Source organism: Flavicella sp. (genome assembly GCF_037132785.1).
Lineage (GTDB): Bacteria > Bacteroidota > Bacteroidia > Flavobacteriales > Flavobacteriaceae > Flavicella.
This window is the reverse complement of record NZ_JBAHZZ010000018.1, coordinates 1-21,754: the sequence shown is the minus strand read 5'-3', so window position 1 is coordinate 21,754 and position 21,754 is coordinate 1. Positions and strand designations below refer to the sequence as shown.

Annotated in this window: 16 protein-coding genes; 5 read left to right on the top strand and 11 right to left on the bottom strand. The window is 31.7% G+C overall.

Features of this window, described 5'->3' with window-relative positions; genetic code table 11:
* Positions 1-243: 243 nt before the first annotated feature.
* Both V5787_RS01320 and V5787_RS01315 read left to right on the top strand, forming a co-directional pair.
* On the top strand, positions 244-1,365 hold the full coding sequence (locus V5787_RS01320) for a hypothetical protein (protein ID WP_336891487.1): 1,122 nt from the start codon (positions 244-246) through the stop codon (positions 1,363-1,365).
* A gap of 111 nt (positions 1,366-1,476) precedes the next feature.
* Positions 1,477-1,986 (top strand): lactoylglutathione lyase family protein, encoded by a 510-nt coding sequence (locus V5787_RS01315; RefSeq protein WP_336891486.1) that lies wholly within the window; start codon positions 1,477-1,479, stop codon positions 1,984-1,986.
* Positions 1,987-2,011: 25 nt separating this feature from the next.
* Here V5787_RS01315 and V5787_RS01310 read toward each other — a convergent pair whose 3' ends face one another.
* Positions 2,012-2,695 (bottom strand): ATP-binding cassette domain-containing protein, encoded by a 684-nt coding sequence (locus V5787_RS01310; RefSeq protein ID WP_336891485.1) that lies wholly within the window; start codon positions 2,693-2,695, stop codon positions 2,012-2,014.
* Between the two features lie 157 nt (positions 2,696-2,852).
* On the opposite strand from V5787_RS01310, the gene V5787_RS01305 reads away from it, so the two are divergent.
* Both V5787_RS01305 and V5787_RS01300 read left to right on the top strand, forming a co-directional pair.
* Entirely contained in the window at positions 2,853-5,909 is a 3,057-nt protein-coding gene (locus V5787_RS01305; RefSeq protein ID WP_336891484.1) for a tetratricopeptide repeat protein, read from the top strand.
* A 47-nt stretch (positions 5,910-5,956) separates the two neighbouring features.
* On the top strand, positions 5,957-7,657 hold the full coding sequence (locus V5787_RS01300; protein ID WP_336891483.1) for a hypothetical protein: 1,701 nt from the start codon (positions 5,957-5,959) through the stop codon (positions 7,655-7,657).
* A gap of 256 nt (positions 7,658-7,913) precedes the next feature.
* Here the strand turns inward: V5787_RS01300 and V5787_RS01295 are convergent, their stop codons facing one another.
* From V5787_RS01295 to V5787_RS01250, 10 genes are all read right to left on the bottom strand, one after another.
* On the bottom strand, positions 7,914-8,423 hold the full coding sequence (locus V5787_RS01295; protein WP_336891482.1) for a hypothetical protein: 510 nt from the start codon (positions 8,421-8,423) through the stop codon (positions 7,914-7,916).
* The gene (locus V5787_RS01290) at positions 8,416-10,674 is read right to left on the bottom strand and encodes an FUSC family membrane protein (RefSeq protein WP_336891481.1); all 2,259 of its coding nucleotides are present in this window, start codon (positions 10,672-10,674) and stop codon (positions 8,416-8,418) included. The genes V5787_RS01295 and V5787_RS01290 overlap by 8 nt, the downstream gene beginning before the upstream one ends.
* Before the next feature lie 136 nt (positions 10,675-10,810).
* Positions 10,811-14,290, bottom strand: coding sequence for a hypothetical protein (locus tag V5787_RS01285; RefSeq protein ID WP_336891480.1), 3,480 nt, complete (start codon positions 14,288-14,290; stop codon positions 10,811-10,813).
* A 152-nt stretch (positions 14,291-14,442) separates the two neighbouring features.
* Positions 14,443-15,210: a tryptophan synthase subunit alpha gene (gene trpA, locus V5787_RS01280; protein ID WP_336891479.1), complete on the bottom strand. Its 768-nt coding sequence runs from the start codon at positions 15,208-15,210 to the stop codon at positions 14,443-14,445.
* A 6-nt stretch (positions 15,211-15,216) separates the two neighbouring features.
* Complete coding sequence (trpB, locus tag V5787_RS01275; RefSeq protein WP_336891495.1) at positions 15,217-16,404, bottom strand: tryptophan synthase subunit beta; 1,188 nt, start codon at positions 16,402-16,404, stop codon at positions 15,217-15,219.
* Between the two features lie 20 nt (positions 16,405-16,424).
* Entirely contained in the window at positions 16,425-17,045 is a 621-nt protein-coding gene (locus V5787_RS01270; protein ID WP_336891478.1) for a phosphoribosylanthranilate isomerase, read from the bottom strand.
* A gap of 88 nt (positions 17,046-17,133) precedes the next feature.
* Complete coding sequence (gene trpC / locus V5787_RS01265; RefSeq protein WP_336891477.1) at positions 17,134-17,925, bottom strand: indole-3-glycerol phosphate synthase TrpC; 792 nt, start codon at positions 17,923-17,925, stop codon at positions 17,134-17,136.
* Positions 17,926-17,940: 15 nt separating this feature from the next.
* Positions 17,941-18,927, bottom strand: coding sequence for an anthranilate phosphoribosyltransferase (gene trpD, locus V5787_RS01260; protein WP_336891476.1), 987 nt, complete (start codon positions 18,925-18,927; stop codon positions 17,941-17,943).
* 71 nt (positions 18,928-18,998) lie between these two features.
* Positions 18,999-19,577: an aminodeoxychorismate/anthranilate synthase component II gene (locus V5787_RS01255; RefSeq protein WP_336891475.1), complete on the bottom strand. Its 579-nt coding sequence runs from the start codon at positions 19,575-19,577 to the stop codon at positions 18,999-19,001.
* A gap of 55 nt (positions 19,578-19,632) precedes the next feature.
* Entirely contained in the window at positions 19,633-21,027 is a 1,395-nt protein-coding gene (locus tag V5787_RS01250) for an anthranilate synthase component I family protein (RefSeq protein ID WP_336891474.1), read from the bottom strand.
* Between the two features lie 380 nt (positions 21,028-21,407).
* Between V5787_RS01250 and V5787_RS01245 the strand changes: the two genes are divergently transcribed.
* Positions 21,408-21,754, top strand: a 347-nt coding sequence (locus V5787_RS01245) for a transposase (RefSeq protein ID WP_336891494.1), incomplete at its 3' end; no start/stop codon positions are given.

Here is a 21,754-nt window from a genome sequence, read left to right as displayed (position 1 = left end):
ATCTCTGTTTTAACATTAAAAGGGCAGTATAAAACCTCTTAAATTTTCTCTATTCGTTTAAATAAAACTAAATTTATTACCCACCCCTTGGAAATAAATCAAGACAAATATAACTAATGATTCTAAAATAAAAGTATCAAAGTTACACCTCAGCTAAAAAACATTAAAAATCCCAACAACAATTATCTATATCCTATAATTTATTCTTAAATTGAGATTTCAAACACTACTTACTTATAACCATTGAATACAAATCCAACAACTCTTCATCTAGTTTCATTCGATGTTCCTTATCCGCCAAATTACGGAGGGGTTATTGATGTCTTTTACAAAATAAAACATCTTTATCAACTGGGTGTGAAAATCATTTTACACTGTTATCAATATGGACGACCACAAAGAAGAGAACTCGACAAATACTGTATTGAAGTTCATTATTACCCTAGAAAAAACAACCTACAGAACTTAATATCTCAAAAACCTTATATTGTTAAGTCGAGAAGTTCTGATACCTTAATTAACACACTATTAAAAGATAATCACCCAATATTATTTGAGGGATTGCATACAACATTTCCTATAACATTAAAACAATTTGAAAATCGAAAAACACTTGTAAGAGCTCATAATATTGAGCATTTATATTACCAGGGACTAAAAAAAAGTACGCGTAAAACCAGAAATAAAGTTTTTTACCAAATAGAGTCAAAGAAGTTAAAAAAATATGAAAATATTTTAAACAACGTCGACCATATACTTACAATTTCTCCATTTGAACATGACTATTTTAAAAAAAAATATGGTGATAAAGCTATTTATGTACCTGTTTTTTACAATCAACTTCAGCAAGAAATAGATCATCATAAAAAAATATTTTCCTTGTGGCACGGAGATCTTAGGGTCGTTGACAACCAACGCTCTCTTGATTTTATAATTGATGTATATAGGGAATTAAATACGGAGTTAATTATTGCTAGTAATCATATAACCAAGCAACTCATCAAAAAAATAAATCTTTTAAAAAACATATCAATTGTTACAACCAAGAAACAAATTGAATTGGAAAACCTTATTAAAGAGGCACATATTCATCCTTTGATTAGTTTTCAAAAAACAGGAATTAAATTGAGACTTCTTAATATTTTAACCCATGGGAAACACCTAGTTGCGAATAATTTAATTACCGAAGATACAGGACTTGAATCCTGTGTTTATAAAGCAAATACTATTTCAGAATTTCGATCTAAAATAAACGAACTACTTCTCAAAAAATTTGACGTGAGAGAACGGGAAAAAAGAAACCTAGCTTTGAGTCATTTTTCTCCCAATCAAAGTGCAATGAAAATAGTGAATTTACTAAAATAAGAAGTAGGGCTTAAGGTTTGTAAAATAGTTACACCTAAAATCAGCCAAATTTTATGACATAATTAATCTTATTTTTATTATTTTTACAATTCTACTTTTAAAAAAAACACAATGAAAAAAAGCACCTATCCTCGATCTTTTTCACATATTGGAATAACAGTACCTGACATCCATAAAGCTGTAGCATTTTATGAAAAAGTAATGGGATGGTATATTATTATGCAGCCATCTACCGTTAAAAAAGAAAATGAAACCGCTATAGGTCAAATGTGCATTGACGTTTTCGGAAACGATTGGGAAACATTTGAAATTGCTCATTTAGCCACTTCAGACGGAATCGGAATAGAATTATTTTCGTTTCCTAATACAAAATATACAAAACCATCATTTTCTCCATTTAATACAGGCTTATTTCATTTTTGTATTCAGGATCCAAATATTGAAGCACTTGTAGAAAAAATTGTTTTAAACGGAGGTAAACAAAGAATGCCTATTAGAGAATACTACCCCAATGACAAACCTTATAAAATGGTCTATGTAGAAGATCCTTTTGGTATTGTATTTGAAATATACACACACAGCTACGAGCTAACCTATTCTTCTGGCGCCTATGAAAAATAAATGCTAAAAATATAGATTTGAGTTCTTAAAGTCCTTGATGGACTACCTCAAACAACTCTCCACCTTCACATTTAATCGTGCGTTGTTTAAATTTTAATATCAACGCATAATCGTGTGTGGCCATTAAAATTGACTTCCCACTGTTATGAATTTCCGTTAATAAATCCATCACTTCAATAGAGGTTTTAGGATCCAAATTTCCTGTTGGCTCATCCGCCAAAATAATATCTGGATCATTTAACAGAGCTCTTGCAATAGCAACACGCTGTTGCTCTCCTCCTGATAACTGAAACGGCATTTTATAATCTTTTGTTTTCATCCCTACTTTATCCAACATTTCCAAAATTTTATCCTTAATCAACTTAGAGTCTTTCCATCCTGTAGCTTTTAAAACAAATCGTAAATTTTCAAAAACAGATCTATCGTTTAGCAACTTAAAATCCTGAAAAACAATTCCAATTTTTCGTCTTAAATAAGGGATATCCTTATCTTTAATATTCACTAAATCAAACCCGACAATTTCTCCAGTCCCTTGTCTTATTCGTAAATCTCCATACAGAGTTTTCATCAAACTACTTTTTCCCGAGCCTGTTTTACCTATTAGGTATAAAAACTCTCCTTTTTCAATGTTCAAATTTACATCTGACAAAACAAGATTTTCATCTTGGTAAATTGCTACGTTTTCTAATTTAAGTATCGAACTTTCCATGAATTATTTTTAGGCATACAAATTTATCAATTTCAGTAAGAACTGGCAATTAAAATAACTCTTTGTATTTGTTAAAATTAAGACCCAATAAAATTACTAAATAATACGTTATTATATAGAATATTATTTATTTTTGAATAACTATAAATCAGTCTAAATGCAGTTACATAAAATTTTCACCGTCTTAATAGCCGTATTTTTCAATTTGCTAATCAACGGTCAAAAATCTGATAAATTCACCCAGCCATTGTTTGAGTTTGAAAGAGGAATTGACCTATACGAAAAAAATATTTACCAAGCGGCATATAGTTCTTTTACCAGAGTCTCAGAGAGTTTAAATTTAGCTCCTAACACTGCAGAAAATTGTGCTTATTATATGGCTATTACTGCGATTAAGCTAAATAAAAAAGAGGCTGAAAAACTATTGTTAAATTTCACTGATAAATATCCTACAAGTAAATATAAAAACAAAGCATATTTAGAAGCAGGTAATTATTACTACAACCATGGTAAACCTGAAAAATCATTAAAATGGTTTCAAAAAGTCTCCACTAAATATTTAACAAATAAAGAAGAAGATACTTATAACTTTAAAATGGGCTATGCTTATTTTTTAAACAAAAAATACACAGAGGCTAAACAGTACTTCTTACCACTAACTCATTCGAAATACTATACGGATGAAGCTAATTATTACTATGGTTATATTTCCTATTTGCAAGAAGATTACACAACGGCAAATCAGTATTTTGACAGACTAGAGGGGAACGAACGCTACCTAAAGGAAATTTTATATTATAAAATGAATATAGAATTCCAGAACGAAAACTTTAAAGAGGTTATTGGGCTTGGTAATGAATTACTGATTACTGTAAAAAAACATGAAGTCTCTGAAATTTCAAAAGTAATTGGAGAGAGTCATTTTTACCTCGGAGAATACAAAGAAGCAATCGTACATCTTAAAAATTATAAAGGACGAAAAAACAAACTTACAAATGAAGATCATTACTTTTTAGGTTATTCATACTACAAAATAAAAGACTATAAAAATGCAATTATAAGGTTTAATAGAATTATAACAGGTAAAGATGAAGTTGCTCAAAACGCATATTATCATTTAGGGGCTTGTTATTTAGAACAAAACAAAAAGAGTGAGGCTTTAAATGCCTTTAAAAACAGTGCCGAATTAAATTTCAATGAAGAAATTAAAGAAGATGCTGCTTATAATTACGCAAAATTGAGCTATCAAATAGGAAACCCTTACAAAAGCAGTGCAGAAGTATTACAAGATTATGTACAAAACTACAGCAGTTCTCTAAATGCACGAGAAATTAACAAACTGATTATAGACACATACTACTCCAGTAGAGATTTTGAAGGAGCGATAGATTATTATAAAAAAAGAGAATTGACAAAAGACAAAACATATTATAAAATAGCAATGAATCGTGGAATGCAATTATTCCAATACTCCAAATACAAGGAAGCAATCCCTTATTTTAAAATAACGAGTAATCAAACAATCGCAAGTGAGGCTCAATCAAAATCTATATATTGGAAGGCTGAATCCTACTATCGTTTAAATGATTTTAAAACGGCCCTAGCTGATTACAAACGTTTTAGAAACCTATCTGCATCCAAAAAAACAGAAGAATATCAAAATATAGATTATTCAACAGGCTATACTTACTTTAAATTAAAAGAGTATGACAAAGCAAAGCAAAGTTTTACCAATTATCTAAAAAAAGAGGAGAATGATTTGATAAAAACAAACGATGCTTATATTAGATTGGGTGATTGTAATTTTATATCTAAAAGCTACTGGGAAGGAATGGAGGCCTACAATAAGGTTATAGCCTCAAAGGCTATAGATGATGATTATGCACAATATCAAAAGGCTATTAGCTATGGATTTGTTGGACGAAATGACAATAAAATAAAGACCCTTAAAGATTTCGACAAAGAGCACCCTAAATCCTCCTATAAAGATGATGCTCTTTATGAGCTTGGGAATGCTTATATCAACGCAAAAGAAAACGCATCAGCGGTAGCTACATTTGATAAATTAATTGACACTTATCCAACTAGTTTATATGTCCCTAGAGTTCTTTTAAAACAAGGATTGATATTTTTCAATGAAAACAATACGGAAAAATCTATTAAAAAATACAAACTCGTCGTTTCTAAATACCCGAACGCAAAAGAAGCACAACAAGCAGTTCAAAATGCAAGACAAGTATATGTTGATATTGATAAAGTTGACGAATATGCAGATTGGATTAAAGAAATAAATTACACGAAATTTACGAACACTGATCTTGACAATGCTATGTACGAAGCCGCAGAAAAAAAATACTTAAACAACGAAACGATTTCCGCCACACATAGTTTTAAAAAATACTTAATAAATTTCCCGAATGGATTACACTCCATTAAAGCTAACTTTTACAGTGCACAAGCTTATTTTAGTTTAGAAATCATCGAAAAAGCATTGCCTCAATATATATATGTAGCAGAACAAAGTTCTAACGAATATACAGAGCAGGCACTAGCTAGACTTGCTGAAATATATCTTGATAAAAACGACTGGACAGCTGCTTTACCTTATTTACAGAGATTAGAATTAGAAGCAAACTTCTCTCAAAATATTCTTTTTGCTCAAAGTAATTTAATGAAAATAATGTATGATCAGGAAAAGTATAAAGAAACAGTAATCTATGCTGAAAAGGTGTTAGATCACAAAAAGACAGATCTTCAAATTCAATCAGATGCAAGGATTTTCATTGCTAGAACTGCAATAAAAACAAATGATTTAAAGAAAGCTGAACAAGTATATTCCGAAATTTCAAAAGAAGCGAACGGAACTTTAAAAGCTGAGGCTTTGTATTATGAAGCATATTTTAAAAACAAAGCTGGTAAATATGAAGAATCTAATAAAATGGTTCAGGAATTGGCCTCTAAATATGCAAACCATAAATATTGGGGTGTAAAAGGATTGATTGTCATGGCTGAAAATAATATAGGTTTAAAAGATGCTTTCCAAGCGACGTATATTTTAGAAAATGTAATTAAAAATTACGATCAATACGAAGACCTCGTAAAAGAAGCAAAAGTGATCTTAGATCAAATTCAATCTGCTGTAAAGCTGAATAATAAAGTTATAAAAAATAACACTATAGAAAAACTAGAGCCCGAAGAAAGTACTGATTTTTAAACTATAAGAAGAAAAAAATCAGCAGCAAACTCTAAAGAAAACACACAATGAAAAAATTATATATCGCACTATTTTTAGGCACACTATCTCTTTCGGCTCAACAAGATAAAGATAGTATTAGTACAGAAGTAATAAATGTAATTACCTCTTACAAACCATCAATTTCAGATGCTTTTAAGGCGAATGAGTCTCCAAAAATATCGATTCAAAGCAGTGATAAAAACAATATAAAATACGGGATCAAATCAACCCCAATTCAGTCTATATTTAAACCTTATTCCGGTAGTTATAAATCTGCAATAACTAATTATAGTAAATCTGGATACACTAATTATGTAAAAGTTGGTTATGGGAATTATGGAACGCCTTTATTAGAAGGGTTTTTATATAAGAAAAAAAAGAAGCACGAAGCCGAGTTTATCCTATACAACAAATCATCTTCTGGTGGAATTAAAGATGTTGTTTTAGACGACAAGTATTTAATGACTAAATTGGCATTAAATTATAAAAACACTCAAAAAAAACAAATTTGGGAGGCTGGCATTAGCTACCAGAGAGACATTTACAATTGGTATGGTATTCCTTTTCTTTATGAAGATTCGGTAATAGATGCTATCAACGAGAAACAGACCTACAATTATTTTACTTTAAAGGGAAATATTCAACTAAAAGAAGGCGTGCTAAAAAAAGCTGAAGGAAGTCTAGATATATTTTCAGACAAGCATAAAAGTAAGGAATCGAGATTTTACTTTTCCTCATCCTTTGAACTCCCCATCAACGATCATAAAATTTTAGCAAAAGCTAATATCAATATCTTAGATGGAGAGTTTGCTCAAGATTATACAAACACTGGTGCAATTGAATATGGATATTTAAATTTTGTAGCAGAAATAAACTATCCTATTGAAAGAGAAAACCTATATATTTCTTTAGGAGCAAAAATAAATTACAATTCTGATATAGAAAATAATACAAGTAAGCTATATATTTATCCAAATATCAATATAAATTTTGTCATGATTGATGAATTGCTAAATCTATATGGTGGTTTTACAGGGGGAATCATTCAAAACTCCTATAGAAGTATTACTCTTGAAAACCCATATGTTTCACCAACTTTAAACATAAAACCTACCAGTAATACATTTCGTTTATTTGCTGGATTCAAGGGGAAATTAACTTCAAGAATTTCTTATGACGTAAATGCGTCCTATTCACAAGATGAGGACAAATTATTATTCCGTTCAAACAAAAATTTAACTGATGGAACTACAACTGTATCTAACGGATACCAAGCAGGAAATTCTTTCTATGCACTATACGATAATACTACAACATTAGGTTTGTACGGAGAATTATCAGCTAGTTTACTTAAAAATATTGAAACAGGTATTTCACTATCTATTAATTCATATTCGATGAACAATGAAGATGAACCATGGAATTTACCGTCTTATATAGCTACCGCATTTGGGACTTATACTTTTGGAAAATGGAAAACTAAAGCCGAACTATTTGCTAAAGGAAAACGAAATGATCTAATTATAGATTCTAACGATGCTGAAACCTTAGTTGAACTTGATGGTTATCTAGATTTAAATATATCTGCTGATTACATCTTTAACAGAAAGTGGAGTGCTTTTATTCAACTCAATAATATTTTAAACACCAATTACCAAGTATACTCAAACTTTCAAGTTCAAGGCTTCCAAGTTTTAGCTGGAGGAGTATATCATTTTGATTTTTAATTCTAATTTTACTTTTATTCCCTCATGTACTGTGGGTTTAATAACCTGGTGCTTGAATTATAATTTTAAAGTTTGTTTCTCTTGCAACGGTATTGTTTTGTTTTTGTGTGAAATATGAATGAAAAAGAAACTAATTTATTGCATCTCTTAAATGTTAAAATGGTATAACATACCATAATAAATCTATTTTTAGAGTTTTGAGCGAGTAAAAATCGTAATAAGCCTCCTAATAGAAGCTTGCGTTTTCACCAGTTTATTAATCAATAAGCAAATTAAGAGATTTTAAATAATCATTGTCAATCGCAAGGGTACTTAACTCCCTAAATTCACTAATAAGGTTTTCTCCCCATTCAGCTTCAGAGGTTAATGCCTTTAACTCAAACTTATCATCATAGATGTTTTCGATAAGTCCAACAATAATCTCTTCTTCATCTTCCATATCAAAATGAAGCAATTTATTCTCTTCTTTTATTTGTTGTAATAATTTTGCTGTATCATTTAAATTGTAACTATTAGGCAATGAAAAATCAGAATATTTTTTGGAAAAAACTTTCTCCTTAAACTTCTCATCATCATCTCTTAAAACCTCATCCAATCTAGCCTTATTAACAAATCGTAAGCCTTCTAATATAAAATCATTTTGATTGTCTAATAATAAAATCCACTCTTTACCTTCAGTGACAAAAACTCCAGTGATTTCTTCATCCCAATCTTCTAATAATATTGAATACACTTGATTTGGTATCATTTCAATCTCTTTATACATCACTTTTCTTTTTTAATTTTTCATGATAAATTGTCACTTTTTGAATTAAACTCTCTGATAAAGAAAATAAATAAGACAACTGTTCCAATATCATTTGTGTTTTACGAATTTCAAGAGAAACTTCAGCTTTTTCAGGTTCATTTACATCTGTCTCTAGTACTATTTTATCATATTTATCGGTCAATTCCTCAAATCTTTTTTCTAATGAAATTTTAGCTTCAATAATCTCATCAACTGCATGCATTTTTGTCAACTCTTCGTTTAAAATCACTTGTTTTGCATTGGTCAAATTATCGACAATATTCTCAATAAATACTGAAAATGTTTTGGAGTGCTGTTGTAATTCGTGTTTTCTAATAAAGGTTCCTAAGGACGCCAATGATGCCAAAAACGTATTACTCACAACAACAATATCATAAATTTCAGCAAAATATTTCCTCTTAGATTTAGGTTCTTGTGTCATTCTCTGAAAAGCAGCATTAAGGTTTCCCATAGCTAAAAACGAATTTTTACGAGATAACTTATATTCTTCAGTCTTTGCCGTTTCACCGTCATAGATTTCTTCTATTTTTTTTAGGTAAATTCCATTCGATGATAAAGTGCTTAAAACAGATTCTTGAGCTGTCATAAACTCCCAAGACGGAAATAAAAACAAATTTGACAAAACAGCCAATCCACCACCGACGATCGTATCAATTACACGAAATTGAATCGCATCCAACACATCAGGACTATACATAGCATACATAAAAACAATATGAAGCGTAATAAAAACGGCAAATGTTCTGTAATTTAATTGTACCAAGGCCAAGGCCAACACCAAAGTCACCGCCGCTAAAACACCAAAAACAAATGTATCTTGAATCAAATAAACGAATATCAAAGCCAAAACAGCCCCTACTAGAGTTCCTATGATTCGGTGTTTCATTCTCTCTTTTGTCAAACCATAACTCGGGCGCATAATTACCACCAAGGTCAACAAAATCCAATAGGGGTTTTGAACGGCAAAGATATGTCCAATTAAAAACCCAAACACCATTGTAATAGACAACCTAAGTGCATGTCTAAAAATAGAAGATTTTAAACTAAAATTCACAACAAGCTTATTCCAACCATAATCTTGAGGTGTCAAAAAACGCGTATTTCCAGAAGGAATATTCTTCAAACTATTATTTCTAGTCAGGTCATTCAATATCCGTTCCATCACCTTAATTTTTTTTACCTGGGAGCTTTGGTATTCAAACAAATTGACCAACATAAGAAAACCATCACGTCCATTTGATTCTCCAAAAGAGCTTTTATAAAATTCAATCGATTCTTTCACGGATTCTAAATGTAAGTTTACGTTATTGTTTACCGACACCTTTTTGTCTCTAATAATTACTTTAGAAATATAATTTAAATGAGAAGCCATTTCATTTATCAAATCTACAAAAGTTAAAAGGTACACTTGTTTATCTTTAAATACCTCGTCTACTTTTTGATAATTTACAGGATTTGCAACAGCTAGTTCAAACATATCAACCAACTCTATAAACAACAATAATTTTCTTCGAATTCTATTAGACAAACCAGACTTTTCTCTCCTCGTTAACAAAACATCACGTAACGTTTCGTGTTTTTTGGTTAACTCTGCTTGCAATTTAAATAGTTTGGTATTTAAATTTGTCCTGTTTTCTTTTTCCAACAACAACTTTGCTCGTGTTTCCAAAAATTCACCTGTTAGTTTCATCGTGTCTGAAAGCAACTCCTCTATATACATTTTTGGGTTGAAGTAGTTTGCTAAACTCGAAATCAACAAATACCAAAGTCCACCGACAAAAACAAAGGCTGAATAATCAATTACTGAAAGATTTACATAAGAGTGAGCAAAACTTATCACAATGGCCAATAAACCTGAAAGAGCAACTAAGGAAGCCCTAAATCCATATACTGCGATATAAGAAACAATAAAAGTCAGGATTCCCAGAAGAGGTAATAATACCCATATATTTAAAGCGGCATAACCTATAATTAAGGTCGCCAAGGTTGTGATCACAATAGATGCGCACATTCCCAAAGTCCTGTGTTTTACACTCCCTGGAATATTTGTAGGAGCATTGTAAAAAACCCCAAAAGCAATTGCAAATCCTATTTCAACTTCATGAAACAAAAAATGAAACACCAAAATAGGAATTAAGGCTGCCACCATAAAAATTAAACTTTTATAAAAATCAGCACTGATAAAAAAACGTCTTATTGCATCAACCATTAGTTCCTTTTTACGGTTACAAAGTTATAAATGTTTATGAGTACTTCTTTCCAAATTCGTAAAAATTAAACACAATTTGTTCAAAAAAAAACTCCTTCAATAAGAAGGAGTTTTTTTAAACATAAATACTTAATAATTATTGAAAAAATAAAGGGTCAGCACCAATAGTTCCAATTAAACTTTTAAGATATTTTGGAGAACTTGTTTCTTTAAAGCTAGCTTTTACCTTAACCAATTTATCCTCAATATTCATTTCAGAAATGATATCTACATTACTCGGATTGTTTATAAAAACTTCCAAGTAGTTAATTTGTTTCGTATAGAACTTAAGATCTTTTTGTTGTTTTAACTTCAATCTTTCTTTATACCAACTACTGTTAATAATATATTCTCTATCGAAGAATTTTCTCAATTCAGGGTCACTAATTTCTTTCCCTTCATAATTCCCATAGGCCATTACATTTAATAAGATTTTCAACGGAGGTATTGCAGCTTCTACACTTCCATCTTCAAAGTAACTCAATGCTACTTTTTGCTGAGTTTCCACTATATTATTAATTCCGTCTACATAATCTTCCATTCCTTGTAATTCAGGTTGTAACATTCCTTCATCAAAAACGGCTGTTGGCTCATCAAAGATTCTATTCATACAACGCAATGCGAAAATATCAGTAATTCTATATCCTAAACGACTTGCCAATACTTTATTTCCTTTAAACTCAAAGTCATTAATTTTTTCTAGTGATCCATTTTCTATTAATTTTATTGGATCTCTATCTTCAGGCAACAAACGCGCCCAAATTTCTGGAATCAACAAACTTACGTCATGATCAACTTTATTTTCTGCACCAATATAACCAGCTGCTGTACTAAAAGCATTTGATTCAGTTAATATATGAGACAGTAAAGCATTGTTTAAATCCGTTGTTGGAGTAAGCATATTAAAAGGTCCTTTTGTCAAAGCACCTTCAGATCCAGCTCCTGTTGTAGATGGAGACTTACCTGTTAAACTACAAACGAAATCCATAAATAATTCAGGAGCTTCTTGATAATGAATTGGGTTGTAAACTGCTAAAGGACGAATTCCAGCCTCTCTATCAATTGGATTATTTCTTCTTCCTGGCAAAAGAGCATTTACAACATTAACAACCTCATCTTCAGATTTTATTTTACGTGCTAAACGAACTCCAACATCAGCTAAATAACTTATTTCATTTTCATCAACAAATACATTGGGCTCTAAATAACGTGGGTTTTTAGTAGGTTCTCCTGCAACAATTCTTGTATGAGAAGGAACCACAAAATACTCTTCTTCATTTTCACTCTCTACAACACTTTTTATCAAATCCTTTACTGGCTGAGTGTACTTGTCAAAATTAATGGTGTCTTCAAACAATAAAATTGCATCACTTTTACGCATCAATTCATAATTCGTTAAAAAAGTATTATCTGATACTATATCTGCCTCTGCACCTTTATCATACCCTCTTACCACAGCTTCATCTGGACGCTGAAATAAATGTGCTTCACAGTTTGCTGTTATCTTAACACTTTTATTCATATACTCCGGATTCAAATTCTTAACCTGACTTCTCGGTAAAGTAATTGAAGCTGAAATATCATCTTCTGTTTGTATTTTTAAACTTGGAGCAAAATCTGAACGTAATTTGTTCAACATCCAATCTCCATTTTGGTTAAACCCAATACGAACATAACTTCCAACCACCTCTATTCCATTGTATTTAAGGTTGCTTCCTTTCTGACCGTTAATTACTTCAACAGACATACAGTCTTTCCAATTCAATTTACGATAATCTCCTCTATACAATCGTTTTACAAATAAGACTAAAGACCTAATATGAACAGGAATACCACCTATTAACTCGTTAAACTCATCTGAATTATCATCATTAGGAATCAATAATTTCACAGCAGAGCCAAGAGTTCTATCTGAGCTTAAAAAAGATCTTGATGACGCAAAACTAGAATCGTATTTTTTCCAACGCTTAGAATAATCAAATTCGATAATTTCATCTGCCAATTTAAAATCCTTTTCGATGTCTTGAAGGTTGAATGATTTATACGTAATCGCATTTTGCATCGATTTTGAAATCTCAGATTTACCTCCTCCAGATACAGTACATGGTTTATGACAATTAACTCCCTCAGCGGCTGTAATTAACAACCTCCATAAAGAAATACTCTTATGTTTCTCAAGGGTGAATTTGTTTCCCGTTGGATGAACATATGTTTTATCAGGAGATAAAATTAATTTTTGTTCTTTATTGTTATGTTGCCAAACTACACTATTTGTATTGGTATTAAAGTATGCAGATGCTGGAATGTAAATAATATTAGGATATTTTTTATCGATTGCATAGTTCTCTGGCTGAACCTCTATTCTATCTCCTAAATAAGTTTTCACCTCTTCAAAAGAACAATCCGTAGTATCTTTTCCCATAAAAGACTTCCCATCAACAACATCTCCCATCACTGCTCTAGGAAATGCAATCGCACCACCAGAATGTTCCTCTTCTAACAATCCATAAAGATTGGCAGAATAACTGATTTGAGTTTTAATTTCTTTTTTAGAATATCCAAAATAATTATCCGCAATTAAAGTGACTACAACTCCTCTTGAATCTCTACATGTAATTTTAAAAGCACCTCCCTCATTATATAATTCATTTTCATCTTGCCAAGACATTCCGTCCTTCTTTTGACGTTCAGTTGCTTGATCAAAGTGTGGCAAGCCTAAATCTTTTTTCTTTAAAGTTTTTAAATGAGGAGCTAATACAACACAACCCGTATGCCCTGTCCATGTTTCTGGATCTAAGCCAGCGTCATTTTGTGCCAAATTAGGGTCTCCAGCATTTCCAAAAATAGATTCTACAAAATCCAAATTACTCACCAAACTACCTGGCGCAAAGAAATGTACTTCCATCGTTTTTTTAGGCATCACCCCTTTTACTTCTGGGCATACCATTGGACGCATCAAAAGAGACACCATTACTTTTGCTTGCTGCTCTTGACTTGAGGTAAACGGCAACGTTTTTAGCTCATCCGTTGGGTTAAAAGCGGCAGCTAATAAATTTGCAAACACTTCTTTTGGCACTTCAAACTTATCTAAAGGCACTGGCAACTCTCCCTCAACAATATGGAAAGTTCCTTTTGTTGTTCTTTTATCGTGAATCGGGTTATTTAAAATCCCTTGTTTGATTCGGTTTGAAGTAATATTCTCACTAATAAATTCATCTCCATCTGGCGGCAAACTAATTTGTCTAGCATGCCCTGCCTTTGTCAAAACTAACGTGTTATTAGGTAATATTATTTTTTTATCTGTTTTTACCTCTGATAAATAATCATCAATAAAACTCTGAATTCTTTGATCAATCGGAGTTAAATGTTTTGATAATAAACGAGTCGATTGTTTTAAATTTTGTACCAAACCGGTCGTTAAAGCATGAAAATTAGGATTGCAATATTTAAATTCACTTTCTTGCTTATCTTCAAATATTGGCTGACCTAAAGTAGCCAATTGAAGATTTATATAACGAACCGTGTCTTTACGATTTCTAATTACTTGTTCTTGACTAATCTTCTTGTTTTTTTCCATATTACTATTGTTTATTCAGATTCATTACTTTTAACATGTCAAATTTAAAACTATACTATAGTAAAAAATATGCTATTTATCATTTTTTGAATATAACAAAAAAAGCTATCAAACTTGACTGAGAGCTTTTTAACTTATAAAAAGTTATTTAGTTAGCCGATGATACCTTTTACAAATTGATCAATTTTATTTATCCCTTTGTCTTTTAAAAAGTTGACAAAAGCAGAACCTATAATTGCTCCATTCATATATTCACATGCGGTATCAAAAGTACTTTTACTTGATATTCCGAAACCAACGATCAATGTGCTTTTTAATCCCATCGCTTTGATACGATTAAAATATTCTATCTGGCTTTGAGATATTTCACCCTTTGCTCCTGTAATTGAAGAAGAAGCAACCACATAAATAAAAGTATCACTTATTTCATCAATCTTACGAATACGTTCATCAGAAGTTTGAGGCGTTATTAAAAACACATTACTTATCCCATATTTAGCAAATAAGGCTTTGTAATGATTTTCATACTCAATCATTGGCAGATCAGGAAGAATTACGGTTTCAATACTACACTCTTGACACAATTGACAAAATTTTTCTTCACCATATCTCAAAACCTGATTCAAATAACCCATTAAAACAAGAGGCGTTTTTATCGTTCCTTTCACCTCTTTTAATTGATCAAAAATAATATTTAAATTGACCCCATTTTTCAATGCGACAGCGCTACTGTATTGAATTGTTTTTCCATCAGCCATCGGATCAGAATAAGGCAGACCTACTTCGATAAAATCAACACCATGTGCATCTAATTCTTGAATAATTTTTATAGTGTCATTTACTTCAGGAAAACCCGCTGAGAAAAAAATTGAGCACAATCTATTTTTTTTTTCACTCAATAAACTCGTTAATAAACTCATGTTGTTTTAATCTTTTAAGTTTGCTATATACGTTTCTAAATCTTTATCTCCTCTACCTGATAAGTTCACTACTATTACTTGTCCTTCTTTGATATCCATCTTATTCAAAGCAGCCAATGCATGTGCGCTTTCTAAAGCGGGAATAATCCCTTCCTCTCTCGATAATTCATAGGCTGCTTCCAAGGCTTCTTGATCAGTTGCATTTAAAAACAAAGCTCTTTTAGATTCAAACAAATAGGCGTGTAAAGGACCTACTCCAGGATAGTCTAAACCTGCAGAAATTGAATAAGGCTCAATAATTTGACCAAATTCATCTTGCATCAAAATGGTTTTACTACCATGTATTACTCCCACACCTCCCAGTTGAGATGTTGCTGCACTTTCTCCACTATCAATACCTAATCCAGCAGCTTCAACAGCAACTAACTCAACAGATTCATCTTCTAAATAATGATAAAAAGCACCTGCAGCATTACTCCCTCCTCCTACGCAGGCAACAATCGTATCAGGGTTTTCGTTTCCTGTTTGCTCTAATAATTGCGCTTTTATTTCTTCACTTATTACAGCTTGTAAACGTGTAACCATATCAGGATACGGATGAGGACCTACTACAGAACCTATTAAATAATACGTTCCTTCAGGGTTTCCAATCCAATCACGAATTGCTTCATTTGTAGCATCTTTTAAGGTTTTACTACCACTTTTTGCAGGAACTACAGTCGCCCCAAGCATTTTCATACGAGCCACATTAGGAGCTTGCCGTTTAATATCCACCTCTCCCATAAACACGACACATTCCAAATCCATCAATGCACAAACCGTAGCTGTAGCAACACCGTGTTGCCCTGCTCCTGTTTCAGCAATAATTCGCTTTTTACCTAAGTGTTTCGCTAATAAAATCTGACCGATAGTATTGTTTATTTTATGTGCCCCTGTGTGACATAAATCTTCTCTTTTCAAATAAATAGAAGCATTGAATTTTTTAGACAATCCTTTGGAAAGATACAATGGTGTAGGACGCCCAACATATTGATCTAATAAATATTTATATTCTTTCTGAAAAGCTTCAGAATAGATGATTTTTAAGTAATTATCTTCTAATTCTTTAATGTTAGGATACAACAATTCTGGGATAAAAGCTCCTCCGAACTGACCGTAATACCCATCTTTGGTAGGCTGAAATTTTGATTCCATATCTATACTTTTCTTATATCCTATTCTAGGCATCTTATTTTATTTAAAAATTCTTTTAAAACACCCACATCTTTCACCGCAGGTTCTATTTCAAATTTACTATTCAAATCTAAGGCATAAATGGGCAAATCACTTTTTATAATTTCCTTTACAGCCTCTATTTCATTCAATCCTATTCCTCCACTTAAAATAAATGGGGTTTTGGAATTGTGTTTTTTTAACACACTCCAATCAAACACAAACCCGTTTCCTCCTAGACGTTCTCCTTTGGTATCAAATAAAAAACAATCCACAATAGACTCATACGGAATTAGAATATCAAAATCAAAATCGTTTTTTATTGAAAACACTTTAAAGACCTCAACCCCTAATTCCTTTATCTTTTCACAATAGCCAACAGATTCTTTACCGTGTAATTGCACTGCTCCAAAATTATATTGTTTGATTTTCTCAACAACAAATTCGATAGTTGCATTTACAAAAACTCCTGTTTTTACAATTGAACGAGATAACTCAGGAATGCTGCCTGAAAAATTTCTAGCCGATTTTTCGAAAAATATAAAGCCCAAATAATCAGGCTGCAAAGCTGCAACTTCTAGAATATTCTCTGAGCTTCCCATACCACATATTTTAATTTTCATCTCTTTCAATTTATAAATATTTCTTTGCTTACTTCTATACTTCGACAAACTCCTCAGACTAATAAACCCTCCCAAAACAATAAAAACATTATTTCAATTGATCAATAAACTCTTTACATGCTTTTCCTGGGTTTTTAGTTTTCATAAAAGTTTCTCCAATTAAAAACCCTTCAAAACCATATTCTTTTAAACGTGTAATTACTCTAGGGTCACTAATCCCGCTCTCTGAAACTTTAATACAGGTATCCGGAATCTCAGCAGCCAAAGCTATTGAATGTTCCAAATCTACTTTGAATGTTTTCAAATTCCTGTTATTAATCCCAATAATTTTTCCGTCGAGATCTGAAATTTTATCCAACTCTTCTCTACTGTGTATTTCATACAACACACTCAAACCTAAATCTTCAGCCAAGTTTCCGTAGTTCTTCAACTCCTCTGCTGTCAAACAAGCAGCAATTAATAAAATTGCATCTGCACCAATTGCTTTTGCTTCAATAATTTGGAATCCATCAACCACGAAGTCTTTGCGTAAGATAGGTCTAATTGTATTTACTTTTCTTGCATTCATCAGATCAACCATGGTTCCTCCAAAAAAACGCGTATCTGTTAAAATGGATTGTGCAGCAATATTTGCATCCAAATAGCCTTGTGTAACCTCTTCAATAGTAGATTTATCATTGATTATCCCTTTTGAAGGTGACTGTCTTTTAAACTCAGCAATAATCCCAGAAGATCCTTTTTCTGTTAAGGAAGTTGCTAATAAAATAGGTGTCCTTTTAAACTCTGGACTTTTCACCAACTGCTCAACTGATACTTCCTTTCTAATTTTGGCTACTTCTTGCTTTTTAAATGCAATTATTTGCTCTAGTATATTATTCATATTCATTACTCCACTCTATTCTATAATTAACTCTAAACTTTTCTTTGCTTTTAATCCTAATAAAGAATCTTTTGCCTGCTCAAAAGCAGTTTCAAAACTCTTTTTTTTATCAAAAATATTTAATGCAAAAGCAGCATTCGCTAAGACTACATTATTCTGTGCCTCTGTACCTTTTCCTTCCAATATATTTTTAAATATCACTGCAGCTTCAGGAACTGAGTCTCCTCCAAAAATTTCAGATTGATGTGTTTTTTTCAATCCTAATTTATCAGGGCTTATTATACTTTCTGTTTCCTTTGTATATAATTTAAAAGGACATGTTAATGAGATTTCATCATAGCCATCTAAGGCATACAAAATGCCATAATTTATATCGGTTGCTTGAAGCAAATAATTATAGGTACGTGCTACTTCTAAATTAAAGACACCTACCAATTGATTTTGTGGCTGACTTGGGTTTACCAAAGGTCCCAACAGGTTAAAAAAAGTTTTTAAACCTAACTCTCTTCTTACTGGCCCTACTGATTTCATCGCTGGATGAAACAAAGGAGCGTGTAAAAAACAAATATTTGCCTTCTCTAATTGACTATTTAAAACAGATTCCTCGTTTGTAAATTTATATCCTAAATACTCCAACATATTAGAAGACCCTGAAGCAGATGACACAGAATAATTTCCGTGCTTAGCTACTTTATGACCTGTTCCTGCAACAATAAAAGAAGTAAGCGTTGATATATTAAAAGTGTTCTTTCCATCACCACCAGTCCCACATAAATCAATTGTATTAAAATCAGATAAATCTACTCGAACCGCCAATTCAAGCAATGCTTCTCTAAAACCTGTCAACTCAGCAACTGAAACTGGACGCATCATAAAAACAGTCATAAATGCCGTCATATGTGCAGCATTATATTTATCTGCAGCGATATCTACCAATACCTGCTTTGCCTCAAACTGAGACAATGTTTGGTGTTCAAATAATTTATTTAGTATCTGTTTCATATTATTTTGGTATCAGAGATCAAGCATTAGGTCGTTAGTATCTCTCAATACTTAGCACCCACCATTTGATACTATTTTTTCAAATTTTCAATAAAATTACGAACTATTTTCTCTCCTAAAGGAGTTAAAATAGATTCTGGATGAAATTGTACTGCACTCATATTAAACTTTTTATGTTCCAATGCCATAATTCCTCCTTCCTCATCTACAGCCGTAATCTTTAATTCTTCAGGGAAACCTTCATTTTGAGCAATCCAAGAATGGTATCTTGCTGCTTCAAATTTCTCTGGCAAACCTTGAAAGATCAGAGCATCCTTATCGATCACAGACATTTCAGTAGCCACCCCATGGTATACTTTATCCATATTGATAATAGTACCTCCAAAAACTTCAGTAATCGCTTGTAAACCTAAACATACTGCAAAAATAGGTTTTGTAGCTGCATAGGTACGAATAACCTCTTTTAATATACCTGCCTCATCAGGAATACCAGGGCCTGGAGATAACATTATCAAATCATAGTTACCTATATCTTCGATTGAAATTTTATCATTTCTATATACATCTGGGAAAATCCCAGTTATTTCTTCTACCATATGAACTAGATTATAAGTAAAAGAATCGTAATTATCTAAAATTAATATGTTCATTTTTTTAGCTTTTGGCTCTTTGCTATTAGCTTTACACTAACAACTAAAAGCTAATTTATATTTTCTCTGCCAACACCAAAGCTTTCTTTAATGCCGCTAATTTATTATTTACTTCTTGTAATTCACTTTCTTCATTTGAATTGATAACAATACCTGCACCTGCTTGAGAATACAATACATTATTTTTACTTACAAACGAACGAATAGCAATAGCCAAATTTACAGAACCATCCAATCCGATAACTCCAACAGCACCACCATAAAATCCGCGAGTTTGATTTTCATAGGTGTCAATTAATTCCATCGCTTTGTACTTAGGCGCTCCACTTAAAGTTCCTGCAGGAAAAGTATCTCCTACAATCTCAATTGGATTCCCTTTGATATCTCCTTGAACTGTGGACACCAAATGAATTACATGACTAAAATATTGAACTTCTTTAAAAACCTCAACAGATACATGATCTGCGTGTTTACTTAGGTCATTACGTGCCAAATCTACTAACATCACATGTTCTGCTGTTTCTTTAGTGTCTTCAGATAATTTCTTTCCTAATTTGATATCTTCAGTCATATCACCAGTTCTTCTAAATGTACCAGCAATTGGATTAATAATTGCTTTTCCTTTTCCAATTTTAATTTGTGCTTCAGGAGAGGATCCCATTAGTTTAAAATTCCCATAATCAAAATAAAACAAATACGGAGAAGGGTTGATTGATCTTAATGCTCGATATACATTAAATTCATCTCCTTTAAATGCTTGTTGAAACTGACGAGACAAAACAATTTGAAAAACATCACCACGTTTGCAATGCGCCTTCCCTTTTCTTACATATTCTTTAAACTCTTCATCTGTACAATTTGACGTTTCTTCTCCTTCAAAAGAAAAATATTGTGTATTATATGTCTTTGATTTTAATATAGTTTCAATTTCCGACAAACGTGTTGTTTCATTTTCTTCAAGATTTTCAATAATGATCAATTCATCATTGAAATGATTGATCGCTATAACAAATCTAAAAAAACTATACTGAATTAAGGGAATTGCTGATGGAGCTTCTTTTGATATTAATTCAATACTTTCAAAATACTGAACTGCATCATAGGTAGTATAGCCATACAAACCGTTGAACCCTTTTATCTCCGCATCACAGTCTAAATCGATACGACCAGTATACTCATGAAAAACATCATAAAAATTGCTGTTTTCTAATTTTTGATTATCTAATTCTTCCCCTTTATAAGACAAAGACAAATGATGATTTTCTGCTTTTATTGTCACTACTGGATCTACACATAAAAAAGAAAAACTTTCTTCCTTACTGTGATAATCTGAACTCTCTAACAATAAAGTATTGGCAAATTTATCTCTAAATTTCAAGTACAAGCCTACCGGGGTTACCGTATCGGCAATTAAGCTTTTTGTAATTGATTTGAATTTAATTTTTTCCATATTATTTCTAATAAACCACGATGATTTCCATCCTAGTATTTAATACTGATTTCTTTCTGATTTTTGCTATTAGCTATTCCTAAAACAAAAAAAACTTATCGTGAGATAAGCCTTTATTATTTATTGTACGAAATACAAAACATAGCATCTTTCTCACTTATAAATTAAGAGAGTTCCACCACCAGGTTTTATTTATACGATTTTTCATTTTTAAATTTTGAATGACAAATGTAGTATTTTTTTTTAATCTATTAAACCTCAACGAGAAAAATATTTTAAACCCTATAATGGTAATAATTAAGACCGTTGCAAGATACATGACAAAAACAAAGACCCAAACTTAGGTTTTATATCATTGTTTGTTAGCTTATATTTAAGTTCTGAAACTACAAAGAACACCTACTTTTGCAGATAGCATTTGTGATTTACGCACAAGAAAGATAAAAGCTACATTTTTTAGTCAAATAAATATTCTTATCGATTGGGATCGAATTTCAAAAATAATAGACAAGGACTATTCCAGAGGTAAAAGTGCCGTTGGCAAGCCTTGCTATGATGGTTTGTTGCTTTTTAAAATGTGTCTTTTGCAAAGTTGGTATGGTTTAAGCGATTACGAAGTAGAAGATAGACTTAACGATAGTTTGTCATTCAGCTATTTCTGTGGAATGACAATAGAACAGGTAGCACCAGACCACAGTACATTGAGTAGGTTTAGAACGGCATTGAC

What these genes read in the sequence shown, in the direction of transcription:
- trpC (WP_336891477.1), bottom strand. Translation starts at nt 17,925, where the DNA reads ATGAATAATATACTAGAGCAAATAATTGCATTTAAAAAGCAAGAAGTA.
- V5787_RS01310 (WP_336891485.1), bottom strand. Translation starts at nt 2,695, where the DNA reads ATGGAAAGTTCGATACTTAAATTAGAAAACGTAGCAATTTACCAAGAT.
- trpA (WP_336891479.1), bottom strand. Translation starts at nt 15,210, where the DNA reads ATGAGTTTATTAACGAGTTTATTGAGTGAAAAAAAAAATAGATTGTGC.
- V5787_RS01300 (WP_336891483.1), top strand. Translation starts at nt 5,957, where the DNA reads ATGAAAAAATTATATATCGCACTATTTTTAGGCACACTATCTCTTTCG.
- V5787_RS01285 (WP_336891480.1), bottom strand. Translation starts at nt 14,290, where the DNA reads ATGGAAAAAAACAAGAAGATTAGTCAAGAACAAGTAATTAGAAATCGT.
- trpB (WP_336891495.1), bottom strand. Translation starts at nt 16,404, where the DNA reads ATGGAATCAAAATTTCAGCCTACCAAAGATGGGTATTACGGTCAGTTC.
- V5787_RS01305 (WP_336891484.1), top strand. Translation starts at nt 2,853, where the DNA reads ATGCAGTTACATAAAATTTTCACCGTCTTAATAGCCGTATTTTTCAAT.
- trpD (WP_336891476.1), bottom strand. Translation starts at nt 18,927, where the DNA reads ATGAAACAGATACTAAATAAATTATTTGAACACCAAACATTGTCTCAG.
- V5787_RS01290 (WP_336891481.1), bottom strand. Translation starts at nt 10,674, where the DNA reads ATGGTTGATGCAATAAGACGTTTTTTTATCAGTGCTGATTTTTATAAA.
- V5787_RS01315 (WP_336891486.1), top strand. Translation starts at nt 1,477, where the DNA reads ATGAAAAAAAGCACCTATCCTCGATCTTTTTCACATATTGGAATAACA.
- V5787_RS01295 (WP_336891482.1), bottom strand. Translation starts at nt 8,423, where the DNA reads ATGTATAAAGAGATTGAAATGATACCAAATCAAGTGTATTCAATATTA.
- V5787_RS01255 (WP_336891475.1), bottom strand. Translation starts at nt 19,577, where the DNA reads ATGAACATATTAATTTTAGATAATTACGATTCTTTTACTTATAATCTA.
- V5787_RS01270 (WP_336891478.1), bottom strand. Translation starts at nt 17,045, where the DNA reads ATGAAAATTAAAATATGTGGTATGGGAAGCTCAGAGAATATTCTAGAA.
- V5787_RS01250 (WP_336891474.1), bottom strand. Translation starts at nt 21,027, where the DNA reads ATGGAAAAAATTAAATTCAAATCAATTACAAAAAGCTTAATTGCCGAT.